The 15,776-nt window shown below is 66.1% G+C and carries 15 protein-coding genes; 13 read left to right on the forward strand and 2 right to left on the reverse strand.

What is annotated here, in order from left to right; translation table 11 throughout:
* Nucleotides 1-30: 30 nt before the first annotated feature.
* Both IDF66_RS13620 and IDF66_RS13625 read right to left on the reverse strand, forming a co-directional pair.
* Complete coding sequence (locus tag IDF66_RS13620) at nucleotides 31-183, reverse strand: hypothetical protein (RefSeq protein WP_190267238.1); 153 nt, start codon at nucleotides 181-183, stop codon at nucleotides 31-33.
* Nucleotides 180-1,655 carry an HNH endonuclease signature motif containing protein gene (locus IDF66_RS13625; protein WP_317628692.1) on the reverse strand — a complete coding sequence of 492 codons (1,476 nt, stop codon included), beginning with the start codon at nucleotides 1,653-1,655 and terminating at the stop codon, nucleotides 180-182. The genes IDF66_RS13620 and IDF66_RS13625 overlap by 4 nt, the downstream gene beginning before the upstream one ends.
* Before the next feature lie 274 nt (nucleotides 1,656-1,929).
* Between IDF66_RS13625 and IDF66_RS13630 the strand changes: the two genes are divergently transcribed.
* The 13 genes from IDF66_RS13630 (at nucleotide 1,930) to IDF66_RS13690 (ending at nucleotide 15,748) form a co-directional block, all read left to right on the forward strand.
* Nucleotides 1,930-2,700, forward strand: coding sequence for a FadR/GntR family transcriptional regulator (locus tag IDF66_RS13630; RefSeq protein ID WP_164310235.1), 771 nt, complete (start codon nucleotides 1,930-1,932; stop codon nucleotides 2,698-2,700).
* Nucleotides 2,701-2,855: 155 nt separating this feature from the next.
* Nucleotides 2,856-3,899 carry an ABC transporter substrate-binding protein gene (locus IDF66_RS13635; protein ID WP_190267239.1) on the forward strand — a complete coding sequence of 348 codons (1,044 nt, stop codon included), beginning with the start codon at nucleotides 2,856-2,858 and terminating at the stop codon, nucleotides 3,897-3,899.
* 8 nt (nucleotides 3,900-3,907) lie between these two features.
* Entirely contained in the window at nucleotides 3,908-4,792 is an 885-nt protein-coding gene (locus tag IDF66_RS13640) for an ABC transporter permease (protein WP_190267240.1), read from the forward strand.
* Entirely contained in the window at nucleotides 4,789-5,580 is a 792-nt protein-coding gene (locus IDF66_RS13645; protein WP_190267241.1) for an ABC transporter ATP-binding protein, read from the forward strand. The genes IDF66_RS13640 and IDF66_RS13645 overlap by 4 nt, the downstream gene beginning before the upstream one ends.
* The gene (locus IDF66_RS13650) at nucleotides 5,577-6,914 is read left to right on the forward strand and encodes an amidase (RefSeq protein ID WP_190267242.1); all 1,338 of its coding nucleotides are present in this window, start codon (nucleotides 5,577-5,579) and stop codon (nucleotides 6,912-6,914) included. The genes IDF66_RS13645 and IDF66_RS13650 overlap by 4 nt, the downstream gene beginning before the upstream one ends.
* Nucleotides 6,911-7,606: an aspartate racemase/maleate isomerase family protein gene (locus tag IDF66_RS13655; protein ID WP_190267243.1), complete on the forward strand. Its 696-nt coding sequence runs from the start codon at nucleotides 6,911-6,913 to the stop codon at nucleotides 7,604-7,606. The genes IDF66_RS13650 and IDF66_RS13655 overlap by 4 nt, the downstream gene beginning before the upstream one ends.
* Nucleotides 7,599-8,549: an allantoinase PuuE gene (locus tag IDF66_RS13660; protein ID WP_190267244.1), complete on the forward strand. Its 951-nt coding sequence runs from the start codon at nucleotides 7,599-7,601 to the stop codon at nucleotides 8,547-8,549. The genes IDF66_RS13655 and IDF66_RS13660 overlap by 8 nt, the downstream gene beginning before the upstream one ends.
* Nucleotides 8,550-8,584: 35 nt before the next feature.
* Nucleotides 8,585-9,049 carry a hypothetical protein gene (locus IDF66_RS13665; protein ID WP_164310242.1) on the forward strand — a complete coding sequence of 155 codons (465 nt, stop codon included), beginning with the start codon at nucleotides 8,585-8,587 and terminating at the stop codon, nucleotides 9,047-9,049.
* 86 nt (nucleotides 9,050-9,135) lie between these two features.
* Nucleotides 9,136-10,176, forward strand: a complete 1,041-nt coding sequence (locus IDF66_RS13670) for a LacI family DNA-binding transcriptional regulator (RefSeq protein WP_317628693.1) — start codon at nucleotides 9,136-9,138, stop codon at nucleotides 10,174-10,176.
* 112 nt (nucleotides 10,177-10,288) lie between these two features.
* On the forward strand, nucleotides 10,289-11,797 hold the full coding sequence (locus IDF66_RS13675; RefSeq protein WP_223309451.1) for an L-fucose/L-arabinose isomerase family protein: 1,509 nt from the start codon (nucleotides 10,289-10,291) through the stop codon (nucleotides 11,795-11,797).
* Entirely contained in the window at nucleotides 11,794-13,290 is a 1,497-nt protein-coding gene (locus tag IDF66_RS13680; protein WP_223309452.1) for an arabinose isomerase, read from the forward strand. Before IDF66_RS13675 ends, IDF66_RS13680 begins: the two co-directional genes overlap by 4 nt.
* Nucleotides 13,287-14,735, forward strand: a complete 1,449-nt coding sequence (locus tag IDF66_RS13685) for a sugar porter family MFS transporter (protein ID WP_190267245.1) — start codon at nucleotides 13,287-13,289, stop codon at nucleotides 14,733-14,735. The genes IDF66_RS13680 and IDF66_RS13685 overlap by 4 nt, the downstream gene beginning before the upstream one ends.
* On the forward strand, nucleotides 14,732-15,748 hold the full coding sequence (locus tag IDF66_RS13690; RefSeq protein ID WP_190267246.1) for an alcohol dehydrogenase catalytic domain-containing protein: 1,017 nt from the start codon (nucleotides 14,732-14,734) through the stop codon (nucleotides 15,746-15,748). The genes IDF66_RS13685 and IDF66_RS13690 overlap by 4 nt, the downstream gene beginning before the upstream one ends.
* Nucleotides 15,749-15,776: the final 28 nt, after the last annotated feature.

Below are 15,776 nucleotides of genomic sequence, written 5' to 3' on the forward strand. Positions count from 1 at the left end.
CTCGTCTGCGCGAATGACCGCGGGAACATTTCACCGTTCCCAAGGCATCGCTGGGTTGGTGACCATCGTGACAACGGTGTCGGCGCGCACCGCCGAGACGAGGCCGAACACCGTGCCGAGGACGGCCAGTATGGAGCGTAGCGTTCGCGGATGTTCCCAGGTCGACGCGGCCACGAACATCATCCGGCCAGGCCGAGATCCTCCCATCGGACGGCTCGCACCACCCATCCCATGGAAACTGCGTTCTGCACGCGGCGTCGTTCCTCGCGCGACATGTCGTCCCGCCGTGCGTCGACGGTCGGGGATGGTGGCACGCCGCGGAGTAATCGGTCGAGGGCTTCGCCGACGTGGTGGATTCGGTTGACCCTCGGCAGGTTCGGGGGTCCGGTGGCGTCGCTGTTGAGAGTCCAGGCCGGCCGACCGGTGTCGGGGCCTTCGCGGATGATGTGGGTCGTCCACTGTCCGACCTCGGGGCCGACCATCCGGTTGTGTTTCGGGCACGCCCCGGCGAGGTCCGAGACGTCAGTCCAACCTCCGTCGGCCCAGTCCCGCTCGGCGTGATGGATTTCCAGGCGGGTGAACGGCTGTGTGCACTCAGGACATGTGCATCCGGCGCCGTCACGAGCGAACAGCGCGAAACGCTGCGACCGGTTGGCGAGCCGCTGAGCTTCGCCGAGATAGAGAATCTCAGAGGTGTGATCGGCGAACACGGCCAGATGATGGTGCGCCTCAGCCGCCAGCTCGATGACGTCCTTGATGGGAAGATGTGCGCCACCGGCAGTTTCGCCCAGTCCGGCGCGCTCGCGCAGCTCGGATTCGGTGATCTTGACGATCAGATGGGGCGGCAGTCCGCGATGGCTCTTTCCTAGTACGCCACCATCGAGCGCCGCCTTGAGCAGAGCGGTGAGAGCGTCGTGGTTGCGCTTGGCCTGCGAGCGCGTATCCCGTTGCGCAGCCTCTTTGAGGCCTTTCGGGTCAGCATCGATCTTGCCTCCGCACGGTGAACTCTCGTCATCAGGATTGTTCATACCTGGTGCGGCCCACGCATCGAGAAGCGTGTCGAACATGGCTCGGGTGATCGGGTCGAGTGCGCCACTCAGCGCGCTCATCGATTGCGAGTCTTGCTTACCGAGAGTCAGGCCGCGCCGACGTGCCCGATCGTGGTCGTCGGTGAGACGTCCGTCGGGATCCAGATGAGCGATCACTTGCGCACCGAGCCGAGCAACGGTGGCCGGATCGAAGTCGCGGGCGTGCTGCGCCAGCAGGGTCTCGGCGGCACTCCTGTCCTCGGCGGTGACCGACGACGGGATGTGTCTCAGCGTTTTCAGGATCTGCTCGACGTGGTCGGGTCCGATGGCTCCCTCGGCCAGTGCTGCGGCGGTCTCCGGGCATGCGGGAGGAAGCAATTCGCCCTGCATCGAGTACATCTGTGCGACGGCTTCCATGTGACGCCTGCGGCGAGTCGGGTTGGTGATCCGCAATCGGGCCGCCATGAATGCGTGCAGCGATCGGTACCCGGCCTTGATGTGCGCTGCCCGGTCGGACACGTCGAGTACTCGGCGGTGTCCGATCCAGCTCATCCGCTTCACGGCGCGTTCATGAGACTCGGCGGCCTCGATGACTTCCAGATCGGAGGCGGATGTGGAAGATGCCACGCAGATTCGGTCGAGAACGTTGTGCAGCTCCGCGTACAGCGCAACGATCTCTGACTGCGAATCTGTCGTGTCCACCGCGCCGCACCCCCCAATGCTGCAATCGAACGTATGTTCGATGTGTCTAGATTATCGGGCATTGTCGGATTGCGCAAGCACGTATTTCATCGGTGTTTTTGAATCGGTGCGGTCAGAAAATGAGTGAGCCTCGAACAGCGGATCTGGCGTCGGAACTCTCCATCGATGCCAACTGGTCAGACCAACTACTCTGACCTTCGTGTCCGAACTCATCCCGCAGGTCCCCGGGGTTGGCCGCAAGTACATGCAGGTGGTCAACCAGGTGCTCACCTCCATCAGCGCCGGCAGGCTGAGCCCGGGGGACCGGCTGCCCAATGAACGTGACCTGGCCGTCGAGTGCGGCACGTCGCGGCCGACGGTGCGGGATGCCCTGCTGGCGTTGGAGTTGTTCGGTGTGGTCGAGATCCGGCGCGGCTCAGGCTGTTACATCACCGAGCGCGGCCATCACCTGCAGAATCCCGCGCTCGGACTGCTCGACGCCACGCCGCAGGACCTTCTCGAGGCTCGGCTGCACCTGGAACCCACCATGGCACGGATGTGCGCCGGACGGCTGGATCTCGACCAGATCCGCCGGCTCGACGCGCTGATCGACGCCTCCGACCTCGGCGACGCCGATCCGGTCCGGGAACGGCGATTCGGCAGCTACTTCCAGCTCAGCCAGGCATTCCACTCGGAACTGGCGGGATACTGCGGCAATTCGGTGATCGCCGGGATGACCAGGCAACTGGTCGATGTTGCGTCGCATCCGATGTGGGCGCTGCTCAACGGATCGAGCGCCACCACCAACCAGTCCGACGTGCAGGCCGACGAGCACCGGCAGATCCTCGAGGCGATCGCGCTCGGCGACGAGGACGGTGCGGCCGAGGCCATGATCGATCACCTGTCCCGGATCGGCGGCGACCTGTTCGGCGGACACGCTGCGACCATCGCCCGGGTGCGTCGGCGACGGGGTGACCAGCCCGGCCACTGACGCCGAACCCCGACCTGAAGCGGACAAATTGGTAAGACCACTTGCGTAATCATCTTTGATTCTCGCGTTACGGTCGGGCAACTACGCCTTCCTACCGTCAATGACGTCGGCCTCACGCCGTACCCACGTCATCAGCGAGATGGAGGAGCGCAGCCATGCGCCGTGCACGATTCACCAAGAGACTGACCACCACCCTGGCCGCCGTCGCGGTCGCCGCGTCGACCGCCCTGGTCGCCGGCTGTGGCAGCGACACCTCGAGTGACAGCATCGTGGTGGCCTCGCCCCAATGCGCCCACTGCCTTTCGATGTCGCTGCTGCCCGACAAGATGCCGGGACAAGACGTCACCTACCAGAACTTCACCAAGCTGTCGGATCTGAGCACCGGCCTCGCGTCGGGTCAGATCAACGTCGGACAGATCGACTACACCGCACTCGTCAGCCTCATCTCCAAGGGACTTCCGATCGTCGCGATCAGCGGGCAGGTCAACGGTGGCTCGGACTTCGTGGTCAGCCCGAAGCTGGGACTGAACGCCAACGACTGGCCCGCCTTCAGTGCCGCGGCGAAGAAGGCCAAGGCCGACGGTCATCCGCTGAAGATCGCATCACAGTTCGGCACCGTCCAGGACATCGAATTGCGTCTGGAACTCCCGATGAAGGGCATCGACCCCAACAACGATGTGGAGATGACCAACGTGCCTTATGAGGGTATGGGACAGGCGCTCTCGAACGACTCGGTCGATGCCGCGATCCCCGCCCAGCCGTTCGCCGCCGAGATCATCGACCAGAAGTTCGCCGAGCACTTCACCTTCCCCTACGACCAGGCCGCAGGTGATCTGACCAACGTCGTGGTGGTCAGCAAGGACTACATCGCCAAGCAGCCCGACAAGGTCAAAGCGGTTGCGCAGGGCATGAGTGAACTGATCCCGTACCTGAAAACACCGGAAGGACAGCAAGACTGGGTCGGTGCGATAAAGAAGTACACCAACGTGCCGCAGCCCGCGATCGACGAGGCCATGACGCAACTCTCGCCGAGCGTCGACATGCCGTTCACCCAGATCAAGGCGATCGCCGACGCCATGTACGCGCAGAAGCTGATCGCCAAGCCGCTGACCGACGCGCAACTGCGTGAGCACATCGACTACTCGATGCTCGCCACCGCAACCGGCCAGCCCTCCACGGAACTGGGCGACGCACAATGAGCGACTCGATGGTCCTGACCGAACCGCAGGCGCAGTCGGCCGCCGACCCGGTTCCCGGTCCGCAACCCCGCGACCTCCGACGCAGAACCGGCAACGCCTCCACGATGATTCGACGGATCGCGGTCGGGGCGGTCGTCCCGATCCTCATCCTGGTCGGGTGGGACGTGGTGGTACGGCTGGAGATCTTTCCCAAGGCGCTCATCCCGTCGCCGTCGACGGTGCTGTCCACCCTGAACGACTGGGCCACCGGATCGCAGGGCGGCATGTTCTACAGCGGCCAGCTGCCGGGCGACGTCGCTGCGACGCTGGAGCGAGTCGCGATCGGCTACCTGTCGGCCGCGGTGATCGGCGTCCTCCTCGGTCTGCTGATCGGCGTATCCCGATGGGCCGATGAACTTCTCACCCCGACCATGCGGATCCTCGGGCCGGTACCACCCACCACCTGGATTCCGGTGTGCATCGTGGTCCTCGGCATCGGCGCCGTCACCAACTACTTCCTGGTGTTCCTGGGTGCTGTCTTCCCGATCGCGGCGTCGAGCACCGTGGCGGTCTCGGGAGTTGCCCGCGATCTGGTGCGTGCTGCTCGGATGATGGGGCGCGGCCGTCTCGGCACCACGTTCGCGGTGGTCCTGCCCGCCGCATTGCCCGGCATCGTCGGCGGGCTGCGCATCGGACTCGGCCTGGCCTGGATGATGGCGGTCACCTCGGAGATGCTGGCCGTACGCTCCGGCCTCGGCTACACCATCTGGAACTGCTACAACTACCTCGACTACCCGGGCGTGTTCGCAGCGATGATCGTCCTCGGGATCTGCGGTCTGGCAACCGATATGCTCCTGCGCGCAATCACCGCATCGGCCCTCCGCTGGCACACCGCAACAGGAGTACGCGCATGACCGCGACCGACACCACGACGTCCACGCCCGTGACCCTGGACCGGGTCACCAAGGAGTACTGGCAGAAGGGACGCTGCACCACCGCCCTCGACGAATGCACACTCGAGATCGCAGCCGGCGAGTTCTTCTCGCTGCTCGGCCCGAGTGGCACCGGCAAGACCACGCTGCTCAATCTGCTCGCCGGATTCGAACGACCCGACTCGGGCACGGTTCGGGTCGGCGATCGCGAGGTGCGCACCGCGGGACCCGACCGTGCGGTGGTCTTCCAGGCGCCGACCCTGTATCCCTGGCTGACCGCAGCAGGCAACGTGGCCGAGGGCCTGCGACACCTGCACCTGTCGCGACGTGATCGCAAAGCGAGAGCGCTGCAACAGCTTTCCGAGGTCGGCCTGGAGCACGCCGCCGGTCGGTATCCGCATCAGATGTCCGGCGGGATGGCACAGCGCGTCGGCATCGCGCGAGCACTCGCCATGCAACCCGACGTGCTCGTGATGGACGAACCGTTCGCTGCGCTGGACGCGTACGTGCGGCGCGAGATGCAGGAGCTCGCCGTGCGGTTGCAGCAAGAGCGTCAGGTGACCACCCTGTTCGTCACCCACTCCATCGAGGAGGCTCTGGTCCTCAGCGACCGTATCGCCACCATGGCCGACGGTCAGGTGACCGAGATCTTCGAGGTCGACTCGCCGCACCCGCGCGATGTGACGTCGTCGGAGTTCAACCATCTCCGGCGCGCGATCGCCGATCGCATCGAGGCAGGCGTGCGTGCCGAACGAGAGCGAGTCCGTTGACCACGGAAACCGCTGTCGACCAGTCACTCTCCCGATACGACGACTATGCGTGGACCAATGCTTTCGTCCACGTCGACGCCGACGAGGTACGAACGGAGGCGACCGTCGCCCGTCCGGGGCCGCTGCACGGCGACCTGTTCAGCGTCAAGGACCTGTTCGCGGTCGCCGGTGTCCCGTCACGTGGGGGCAGTCTCGTCCTCGACGACTTTCGTCCCGACGTCGATGCCACGGCGGTCACCCGGGCGCGCCGGGCCGGTGCGGTCTTCTTCGGAAAGACCAACTGCGCGGAATTCGGTTTCGGCATCGACACCGAGACTCGCCTGGGCGGTCGGGTTCTGCACCCGACACGCGACGACCTCTCACCCGGCGGATCGAGTGGCGGCGATGCAGTGGCCGTCGCGACCGGCATCGTCGACTTCGCGATCGCCGGCGACTACGGCGGCTCCATCCGCTGGCCCGCTCAGGCACTCGGCATCTTCGGCCTCCGTCCGGGCGTGGGCAACGTTCCGACGTACGGCCGCATCGGCGGTCTCGGTGCCGACCGCAGCGCACCGATCGGACTTGCCAGGGCCCCATGGCGACTGGCGAGCGAACTCGAAGTGGTCGGTGTGATGGCCCGGTCCGCCGGCAAGATCGCCGACGTCATCGGTGTGCTCGCGGATCAGCAGGGGCGCGGGGAGCCGACAGGCCGCGTGCTGGTCACCGACGGCTCCGAGATCGCGCCGATCTCCGACGATGTGCGCGCTGCCTTGTCGTCGGTCGTCGAGCGGGCGCGGGAGAGTGGGCTGGTTGTCGACCCGGCAGGCGGACTGTTCGCCGGCGCCCTGGAGGCGTACACCGAGCTGCGCGCCAGGCTCGACGACCATCCGGATGTTCGCGAATTGTCCCGTGGGCGTGAAGAACTCCTCTGCGATTCCACCCGCGCGGTGCTGGAGACCGCGCCGCGGGAGGTGTTCGTCGGCAGCGAGGTCCGCGATGCATGGACGACCGCCATGCGTGTCCGGCGGCGCATCGATGGCAGGTTGCGCGGATACGACGCCGTGATCATGCCGTGCGCGCCGACCGGAGCAGTGGGCTTTGCCGAAGAGGTGCAGGTCGGCGGCGGCTCGTTGACGGGTCATCAGCTGATGGCACATCTGCGGGCGGTGTCGCTCACCGGGCTGGCCGCATTGTCCGTGCCGGTCGGTCACGGAGACGACGGGCGGCCGATATCGGTGCAGCTGGTGGGTGTTCCGGGGACCGAAAGCAGGTTGTGTTCTCTGGCAGAGGGTCTCGCGTCGTCGAATGATACGCAGTTGGTGGGTGCAGGAATGGACGAGAGGAGGAGACGGTGAGCCGACCACGCATCGGATTCGTCGTCCCGTCGTCGAATCCGACCATGGAGCGATTGCTGAACTCGACCGATCTCATCTCGACTCTGGGGATCTCGGCGGTCTGCACCCGAATTCGGGTCCGCACCGTAGGGGAGGGAACCGAATCGGAGAGTCAGTTCGCCACCGACACTTTGGCAGACGCGGCAGAGCTGCTCGCCGACTGCGAGTGTGACGTCATCATGTGGGCAGGCACGACCGGCTTCTGGCTGAGCAGGCACGCCGACGACTCGATCGCCGCAGCGATGCACACGCGCACCGGCACACCGGCGTCGACGTCGTATCGTGCACAGATGGCCGCCCTGTCCGAGGCCGGAACGAAACGGATTGCGCTGTACACACCCAATGCCGATGCCCTGCATCGCCGAGTGCACGAATGCCTGAGCGATCAGGGCTATTCGGTTGAGGTGGACACGGCGGGTGGCATCACCCGCAACATCGATTACCCCAAGATCCCGCAGGCCGATCTGGACGCCACCGTCGCCGCCCTCGCCGGTGCCGAGGGCAGGCCGGTGGCGGTGATCTCCACCAACGTGTCCACCACCGCCGACCACGCGATCGACTCGGCCATCGCCACCGTGTGGTGGGCTGCGCGACTGGCCGGTGCGACGTCGATCACCTACTGCCAGGCGCATCAGGCGGCCCGCGGTGAGTGAACCGTATCCCCGCGACCTGCGCGGTTACGCCGAGCAACCCCCGATGTGGCGGTGGCCGGGAGGCAAGAAGGTCGCGGTCAGCGTGGTGATCAACTGGGAGGAAGGTGCCGAACACAATGTCCTCCACGGGGATGACTCGTCGGAGAACAGTGGTTGCGACGTCGCCGACGGTCGGCCGCGGTTCGGGGCGCGCGACCTGCGGACCGAGTCGATGTACAACTTCGGTACCCGGGTCGGAGTGTGGCGACTCCTCGACATCCTCGACACGTATCGCGTACCCGCATCGGTGTTCGCCTGTGGGATGGCCGTGGAGCGCTATCCGGAACTGGCCGCCGAGTTCGCGTTTCGCGGGCATGAGATCTGCGGGCACGGATACCGATGGATCGACTACCACGACGTCGCCGAGGAGACCGAGCGCGATCACATCGCACGGACGGTGGACGTCATCACCTCGGCGACGGGTCGGCCACCCCTCGGTTGGTACACGGGCCGCACCAGCCCGAACACTCGCCGCCTCGTCGTCGAACACGGCGGCCTTCTCTACGACAGCGACGCCTACGACGACGAACTTCCATACTGGGACAGCGAGTTCGGCAAGCCGCATCTGGTGCTGCCGTACGCGTTCGACACCAACGACATGCGACTGGCCACCACGCCGGGATTGGCAACCGGCCGTCAGTTCGGTGATGAACTGATCGACACCCTCGATGAACTGCTGCTCGGCGGATCCGAGGCGCCTCGCATGATGAGCCTGGGACTGCACCTCCGCCTCGTCGGGCGACCCGCGAGGGCGCACGCGGTCCGGCGTTTCCTGGAATACGCGAGCGCACACCAGGACGTCTGGTTCGCCCGCCGCATCGACATCGCCCGCTGGTGGATGGGACAGAACGAGCTCAGGAGCGACGACGACTCGGTGAGAGCCCGCAGCCAACGGGCGAATTGACCAACTTCTGGTCACTTCTGGTCGATGATCGTGGAGTGTCTCGCGTACGTGTTCCCGGTCGTTCACCGCTCTGGATCGTCGGGGCAGTGGTCGTCGTCGTGGTGATCGTCGTGCTGGTGTTGCACGGCCGATCGACCCTCGAGGACCGCGAACAGCGGAAGACGGAGTCGACCGCGAAGTGTCTCGACGTGATCCGCGCAGACGTCCGTGATCGATTGGCCGAGGCCGGCAGTGGCACGGCAGCGTCGCAATCGGCAGCCGCAGGGTTCTCCGATGTCACGACCCGCACCACCAGTGTGGGGCGCGACGACGAGTCCGCATTGCGGGACGCGGGTCGTGAACGCTCGTCGGTGGCCACCGAATGGGCGGTGCGGGGATCGGTGTCGGTACCGGGTGATCTCCCGGGTGCCGCGCGTCTCGGGCCGACCAACACCTTCGTCTGCAATGCGGTGGTCCTCACCGATGACTCGGTGCTGGTGACTCATCGGACGATCAACTGACCTCCGAGGCGCACGCGCATCGCTCGACAATCCACCGCCGAGGGCATAATGGGCTGGCAGATGGTCGTTTTCGAGAGAGGTGAGTGGTGGCACGGAGCAGGGAATCGCGCCGCGGCCGACCGGATCTGGGCGTCGCCGCGGTCGCCCGACTGGCGGGCGTGTCCACTGCGACCGTGTCGAACACCCTGAACCGGCCGGAGATCGTGGCACCCGCCACCCGCGACCGAGTGATGGCCGCCATCGAAGAACTCGACTTCGTCCCGAATCGTGCCGCCGGCGCACTACGCACCGGTTCCAATCGCCTCATCGGACTCGTGGTGCCCGACATCGTCAATCCGTTCTATGCGGAGATCACCGATGCGGTGTGCGCGGCGTCGTCACGCGCGGGGTACGCGGTGTCCCTCTGCGTCAGCGGCGACGATCCGGACCGGGAGAGAGACCATTTCGCGGCGTTGGCCGAGCTCCGCGCCGCGGGTGCGATCGTGGTGACCTTGAGCGCCGATCAGCAACGGCTCGAACGCCTGCGGTTGGTGGGAAGCCATCTGGTGCTCGTCGATCGGCGGGCGTCGGTCTCCGAGGGATGCTCGGTGGCCATCGACGACGTCCTGGGGGGTCGTCTCGCGACCGAACATCTGCTGCGCCTGGGAGGTCCGCTCGCGGTGGTGAACGGTGACCTCGGCATTCCCCAGTGCGCCGAGCGTGACGAAGGTGTGCGGGAGGCGCTCGCCGCACATAAGGTCGACCCGGGGGCGGTGATCATGCGGCACGTGACCGAGATGACCATCGACAACGGGCAGCAGGCCATCGAGGAGATCCTCGAAGCGGATCGGCCCCGGGCCATCTTCTGCACCAACGATCAGTTGGCCGTCGGGGTGGTGCGCGGACTGAGTGCCGCCGGGCTCTCGGTACCCGATGACGTTGCGGTGGTCGGCTACGGCGATCTCCCGCTCGCGTGGCAGTCGCTGGTCCCCCTCACCTCGGTGAAACAGCCGAAGAACGAGCTGGGTGAGCTGGCCGTATCGCTGCTGCTCGATGAACTCGAGGCCGAGAGCGGCGGCACCGAACACGCCCATCAGGCGCAACGTCTCTCGCCCGAACTGGTGGTCAGGGAGTCGGCGCCGAACTGACCCGCCGGACGTACACCACTCTCACCCGGGGGTTGTGATGCAGCACACCTCGGTGATTTAATCGATTAAATCCACCGCGGTGGAGCTGATCGACCCAAGGAGAGAATCGCGAATGACGCAGCTCATGGACAGTTTTCAAACCGCATTGCCCCCGGCGAAGACGCGCCGCAAAGCGCGCGTCGGCCTGGTTGCGGGAGGCCTCGGCACCTACTGGCCCCAGTTCCCCGATCTCCTGCCACAGCTCGAGCAGTCGGCGGAATTCGTTGCCGAACGTTTTCGGGAATTCGACGCCGACGTGGTCGACGTCGGGTTCATCTCGGACGCACGCGACGGCGACCGGGCGGCCGAGGTCCTTCGTCGCGCCGACTGCGACATCATCGTCCTCTTTCTCACGACCTACCTGACCGCGTCGATGGTGATGCCGATCGCGAAACGGTCGAACGCACCGATCCTGGTGATCGACCTGCAGCCCACCGAGAAGATGGACCACGCCACCTTCGACACCGGCGCATGGCTCGCGTACTGCGGCCAGTGCTCCGTGCCGGAGCTCGGCAATGTGTTCCGGCGCTCCGGCGTGCCGTTCCGCTCGGTCTCCGGATGGCTGAACCAGCCGAGTGCCTGGCGCCGTATCGAGCAGTGGATCAATGCCGCCCAGGTGCGCGCCACGTTGCGGCATGCGCGGCACGGCCTGATGGGGCACGTCTACCCGGGGATGCTCGACGTCTCGACCGACATGACCCTGCTGCCGGCCACCTTCGGATCACATGTCGAGGTGCTCGAGTTCGACGACCTGCGGGTGCGCGTCGCTTCGGTGACCGACCGCGAGGTCACCGAACGCATGGACCTGGCCCGCGAGATCTTCGCCGTCGACTCCACCGTCGACGAGGATGACTTCTTCTGGGGCGCCAAGGTATCCGTGGGCCTCGACCGCCTCGTCGACGATTTCGGGCTCGACAGCCTCGCCTACTATCACCGTGGTCTCGACGGCGAACAGCATGAGCGGCTCGGCGCCGGGATGATCCTGGGCGCCTCGCTGCTGACGGCGCGCGGCATCCCCACCACCGGTGAGTTCGAGCTGCGGACATCGGTCGCGCAGTTGGTCACTCAGGTGGTGGGCGCGGGCGGCTCGTTCTGCGAGATCCAGGCGCTCAACTTCGAGGACGACGTCGTCGAGATGGGGCACGACGGCCCGGCGCACCTCGGCGTCGCCTCGCGTGAGCCCACTCTGCGCGGACTCGGTGTCTACCACGGCAAGCGAGGCTGGGGGGTCAGTGTCGAGTTCGACGTCCAGCACGGACCGGTCACCGTGTTGGGACTCGGGCAGGACGCCGACGGCTCCCTCTCGCTGATCGCCTCGGAAGGCGAGGTGGTTCCGGGACCCCTACTGGCCATCGGCAACACGACGAGCCGGGTCGACTTCGGCCGCGACCCTGGGGAATGGGTGGACGAGTGGTCGGGAACCGGTGTGGCACATCACTGGTCGTTGTCCACCGGACATCGCTCCGGTGACTACCGGGCTGCCGCGCAATTGTTGGGCATCGACTTCCGCGAAGTTCGCGGCATCACCGATCACGCCCGGAGTTCCGATCGTCCGATCACCCGACGGGAGACACACGCATGACGCAGACCATCCACCGCGCCGAGACGACCGGTGAGTCATCGGCTCCGCATCTCGCCCTGCGGCAGCCACCCGACCCGATGACGCGTGTCGGAGTTCCCAACGCGCGCATCGGTGTCGTCGCCGGCGGGCTGGGCGCCTACTGGCCGCAGTTCGACGGACTCAAGGACCGGATCGACGACTCGTCACGGCACGTCATCGCCCGCATCGCCGACCTCGGGGCCACCGTGGTCGACGCCGGGCTCGTCTCCGACGTGACCGAGGGCGTCGCCGCCGCGAGGCTGCTGGCTGCCCAGGATCTCGATCTGATAGTCATGCTGGTACCGACCTATATGACGTCGGCGCAGGTACTTCCGATCCTGCGCGACGTCGACGTGCCCATGGTTCTGCTGTCGCTGCAACCCGACCGCAAGATGGACCATGCACGATTCGGCACCGGGGACTGGCTGGCGTTCGCGGGCTCGGCAGGGCTGCCCGAGATCGGCGTGGCGATGGACCGCATCGGCAAGAAGCCTCGCGCCATCGCCGGCTGGCTCGACGACCCGCGCGTGTGGCGGAAGGTCACCCGGTACGTCGCGGCAGCCCGCACCACTCGTCTGCTGCGTACCGCACGACACGGCATGATGGGCCATCTGTATCCGGGCATGTACGACATCGCGACGAACATCACCAACGTGGTCAAGGTCCTCGGCGGCCATGTGGAGGTGCTCGAGTTCGACGATCTCCGAGTGCGTTTCGAGAAGGTCGAACGTCAGGCGATCGACCGGGTGATGGCCGCGGTGGAGTCGGGATTCGAGCTGGCGCCCGGCGTGGACACCGACAACATCCGCTTCCAGTCACAGGTCTCGGCGGCGCTCGATCAGCTCGTCGACGACTACGCATTGTCCACGTTGGCCTACTTCCACTTCGGTCAGCCAGGTGACATCTACGGAAAGCTCGCAACGGGGTTCCCCATCGGGGCCACCCTGTTGACCAGCCGTGGCATCCCGACCGTCACCGAATACGAACTCCGCGCGGCGATCGCGATGCTCGTGACCTCCGCCCTCGGCGGCGGTGGAACCCTCACCGAGGGACAGGCACTCGACTTCGATGCGGGAGTCGTCGAGCTCGGCCACAACGACGCGGCCGACCTGGCGATCACCGAGCACCGGCCGGTGTTGCGCAACCTCGAGGTCTTCCACGGCAAGGGCGGTGGCGGCGCGTCCATCGAATGCGGTGTGGCGCTGGGTCCGGTCACACAGTTCTCCATCACCGAGCGTGGTAACGGCAGGCTTCGATTCATCGCGTCAGAGGGCGAGGCCGTGGATGGTCCGCACATCACCATCGGCAACACCACCACCCGCATCGACTTCGGCTGTGATCCGGGGCTGTGGACCGAGGAATGGGCAATTTCGGGATCCACCCACCACTGGTCGATGGCGCGGGGACATCTCGCCGCGGACCTCGAAGTGCTGGCGGACCTCGTCGGCGCCGAATTCGAAAGAGTGCAGCCATGACCGAGACCTTGACACGAGTGCAGCCGCCCAAGGTGACGGCCTTCTCCATCCTCGTCGCCGTCGGCGCGAGCCTCGGCGGACTGCTCTACGGCTACGACACCGGCATCATCGGCTCCGCCTTGCTGTTCCTCCAAGACGATTTCGGCATCAGTGACGATCCGGGCCTGTTGTCGGTCATCACGTCGATCACGTTGCTGGGCGCGATCTTCGGTGCCATCGGGACCGGTCCGCTGTCGGAGCGACTCGGTCGCCGTTGGACGGTGGTGCTGGTGGCGGTGGCGTTCATCGTGTTCGCCATCGGATGCGGACTGGCCCCGAACGTGGCCGTGCTCATCATCTTCCGGTTCCTGCTCGGACTCCCGGTGGGTGGCGCATCACAGATCATCCCGACCTACATCGCCGAACTCGCTCCCAAACATGTCCGAGGCACCCAGGCCGTCCTGTTCCAGGTGATGATCTGCGTGGGCACACTCGTCGCATACGCGACCGGGCATGCACTGGGGACGCACGCCGCGTGGCGGGAGATGCTGGCGTTCGCGGCCATCCCGGCAGTCGTCTTCCTCATCATCATGCTGATGCTCCCGGAGAGTCCGCGATGGCTGATCCTGAAGTCTCGTGAAGACGATGCGGCACAAGCGCTCGCGCGAGTGCGGCCCGCCGGCTATGACGTCTCGGCAGAGCTCGACGAGATCAGGTCGGTGAGTGAGCCGAAGACCGGCTCATGGCGCGATCTCCGGACACCCTGGGTGCGGCCGGCGTTGGTGGCCGGACTCGGCGTCGCCTTCTTCTCCCAGGCGACCGGGATCAGCGCCATCATCTACTACGCACCGTCACTACTGGCCCTGGCAGGATTCGGGACATCTGCCGCCACACTCGCCTCGATAGGTGTCGGCGTATCGCTGCTGGTGTTCACGCTCGTCGGCATGGCACTCCTGGAACGCCTCGGCCGACGGCAGCTGGTCTTGTGGGGGCTGCCCGGTGCCGTGGTGGTGCTCGCCGTCCTCGCCATGGTCCTACCGTGGACGGCCGGCGCCGGAGCCGAACTGAGCATCGGACTCCAGGTCCTCGTGATGATCTGTCTGGCTGGATATTTCGCCTTCAACGGGGGCAGCCTGTCGGTGATGACCTGGCTCTACATGGCGGAGATCTTCCCGCTCGAAGTTCGCGGCCGGGCGGTCTCCCTGTGTGCGTTCTGCCTGTGGGTCACGAACTTCCTCGTGACACTCCTGCTGTACTTCGCCGCGGACAAACTCGGCACCGGGTTGGTGTTCGGTGTCCTGGCGGTGGTGAACGTGATCGCCTGGCTGTTCGTGTGGCGCTGGGTTCCCGAGACCAAGGGCCGCAGCCTCGAGGAGATCGAGAGCTCACTCAAAGCCGGCACGTTTGCACCACGAGTCCACATCATCGACGCGCCCGCGTCGGACGAGATCGGAGCACGCCCATGACCGCGGCACACATCCCCACCCAGATGAGAGCCTGGGTGCTGCACGGACCCGAAGACATCCGGATCGACGAGCGAGCCGTACCCGGCATCGGGCCATCGGAGGTGCTCGTCCGTGTCGGCTCGGTCGGGGTCTGCGGGAGCGACAAGCATTTCTATCAGCACGGCCGGGCCAGTAGTGATGTCGTCACGGAGCCCGTGGTCCTCGGGCACGAGTTCGGGGGCACCATCGTCGCGGTCGGGGAGGCGGTGGATGACTCGCGCATCGGGGAGCGGGTCGCCGTCGAGCCGCTGGTGCCGGACTGGACCTCCCGCGAGGCGAGGGCAGGGCGATACAACATCGACCCATCCCAGAAGTTCTTCGGTGTGCCCGGGCTGGACGGCGGTCTCGCAGAGTACGTCGCCGTTCCGCAGGGCAACGCACACGCGATTCCCGACACTGTGAGTGACAACGCGGCCGCGATGGTGGAGACGATCTCGGTGGCGCTGAACGGTGTCGAGAAGGCGGCATTGCCGATCGGGGCCCAGGTGCTGATCGCGGGGGCGGGACCCGTGGGTCTCTTCGTGGCGCAGTTGTGTCATGCCGCCGGCGCCGGGCGTGTGGGGATCGTCGAACCGAATTCCGCGCGGCGCGAGATAGCGGCAAAGCTCGGCTGCGAGGCGTTCGAGAGCCTCGACGATGCCTTCGGCGACGTGCACGCGTTCATCGAGTGCACCGGTGTCGAGACGGTGCGGCACGACGGCTTCTACAAGGTGCGGCCAGGAGGGCGGGTGGTGTTCATCGGAGTCGGTGGCGACGACGCGTCGGTGCCGATGTCCCAGGTCATCGAACGGGAGATCACTCTGCACGGCGTGATGCGGTATGCGTTCACCTGGCCGACCGTGATCGGCATGCTGGCCAACGGAAATGTCGACGCCGACTCGCTGGTGTCGCGCGAGCTCAACTTCGACCATGCGGTGGAGGCCTGGACCGATCCCGATGCCGGCGAGATCAAGACGGTGATCAGGGTCGGGTAGGCGAGGTGACTGCAACTCGACCGAACTG

It is taken from the genome of Gordonia hankookensis (genome assembly GCF_014673215.1).
Classification (GTDB): Bacteria; Actinomycetota; Actinomycetes; order Mycobacteriales; family Mycobacteriaceae; genus Gordonia; species Gordonia hankookensis.

Coding starts and splice junctions, on each gene's coding strand:
- IDF66_RS13620 (WP_190267238.1), bottom strand. CDS start 183: ATGATGTTCGTGGCCGCGTCGACCTGGGAACATCCGCGAACGCTACGC.
- IDF66_RS13635 (WP_190267239.1), top strand. CDS start 2,856: ATGCGCCGTGCACGATTCACCAAGAGACTGACCACCACCCTGGCCGCC.
- IDF66_RS13640 (WP_190267240.1), top strand. CDS start 3,908: ATGGTCCTGACCGAACCGCAGGCGCAGTCGGCCGCCGACCCGGTTCCC.
- IDF66_RS13645 (WP_190267241.1), top strand. CDS start 4,789: ATGACCGCGACCGACACCACGACGTCCACGCCCGTGACCCTGGACCGG.
- IDF66_RS13675 (WP_223309451.1), top strand. CDS start 10,289: ATGACGCAGCTCATGGACAGTTTTCAAACCGCATTGCCCCCGGCGAAG.
- IDF66_RS13680 (WP_223309452.1), top strand. CDS start 11,794: ATGACGCAGACCATCCACCGCGCCGAGACGACCGGTGAGTCATCGGCT.
- IDF66_RS13685 (WP_190267245.1), top strand. CDS start 13,287: ATGACCGAGACCTTGACACGAGTGCAGCCGCCCAAGGTGACGGCCTTC.
- IDF66_RS13690 (WP_190267246.1), top strand. CDS start 14,732: ATGACCGCGGCACACATCCCCACCCAGATGAGAGCCTGGGTGCTGCAC.